Origin of the sequence: Hafnia alvei, assembly GCF_900095695.1 — a bacterium.
Classification (GTDB): domain Bacteria; phylum Pseudomonadota; class Gammaproteobacteria; order Enterobacterales; family Enterobacteriaceae; genus Hafnia; species Hafnia alvei_B.
Genome location: NZ_FMIQ01000086.1, coordinates 1 through 1,068 on the forward strand (window position 1 = coordinate 1; position 1,068 = coordinate 1,068).

Genomic DNA, 1,068 nt, shown 5'->3' on the forward strand with positions numbered 1-1,068 from the left:
AGACATGTCGGTATTACCAAAATTCAGCTGGCCTGTACCATCCAACCGCGGTAGTGACTTTACCTCCCAAGAGGATGTGATGTCTCATCTAGAAGGTGAAGCGACCGGCTGGTACATGGTGGGAAGCAACGGCATGTGGCACGGGGGGATTCATATAACGAGTGCTACAACTCCGTGGTGTGCTCTGAGTGGTAAGGCAGTTTCCGAACTGTTGGATTTTCCTGTACCCTACAAGGGAGAGCAGAGCGTTCGCTGTATGGCGGACGGGGAAGTGGTGGCTATCGGATCTGCCGTGATTACTTGAAGGTTTCCTGGGAGACGGGGCCTTTGAATGTCTCGGGCTCCTTTGTTCTGGTGCGACACTACATTCAGCCCGGCGAGATTAAAGAGAACGGCCTGCATTTTTATACGCTGTATATGCATTTGGCGCCTTACTCCGCTTACGCCTCCAGTGAAAATGAAACACATTGGAGTGTGAATGACAAGCTACCTGTATTTCGCCGTGAGTGGACTCCTGATGCTAACGCCGAGAACAGAAACACGTATCGTATAGACACCATCCCGAAAGGTTCACAGATTGAATGGGATGCTTCTGATTCAAGCCGTAGCGCGACAGGGCCTAAGGCACGTCGCTATGGTTTGGTCACGTTTAGAGGGCTATCCGATACAGCGAAAGCCAAAGGTACGAAGACCCGTCTGGTGGAAGGACAACAGTACTGGATCCTGACGGACAGAGATAACCTTGTCCCGACATCAGGTGCAGCTGTTCGCCCGTCGTGGTGGTCGCATCTGTTACCGCCTTACGCAGAGCCGATGCAGTTTGACACCGTAGTCTGCCCTACACCGTACCCAATCAATGCCAGTGATAGCGTCGGGCATTTGGGTTATTTTCAGGTACCGAAAGAGGGTGGTTACACTGCTCGCTATCAGGTTCATATTGAATGCCTGAGTGCAGATGACAACTTGCCGACTTTCCTGAAAAATCCTGAGAAGGTCTGGGGAGCTCACCGCTGTACCTGAAATGCCCGTCAGGCCTGCCGTTGTTCTCGAAAGACCTGAACACAAAGG

2 protein-coding genes are annotated in these 1,068 nt (G+C 52.0%); both read left to right on the top strand.

Annotated elements, in window-relative coordinates:
- The first annotated feature begins 79 nt into the window (after positions 1–79).
- Positions 80–304: a hypothetical protein gene (locus BN1044_RS23675; protein WP_175421640.1), complete on the top strand. Its 225-nt coding sequence runs from the start codon at positions 80–82 to the stop codon at positions 302–304.
- 23 nt (positions 305–327) lie between these two features.
- The gene (locus BN1044_RS23680) at positions 328–1,020 is read left to right on the top strand and encodes a hypothetical protein (protein ID WP_072310605.1); all 693 of its coding nucleotides are present in this window, start codon (positions 328–330) and stop codon (positions 1,018–1,020) included.
- The last annotated feature ends 48 nt before the right edge of the window (positions 1,021–1,068 follow it).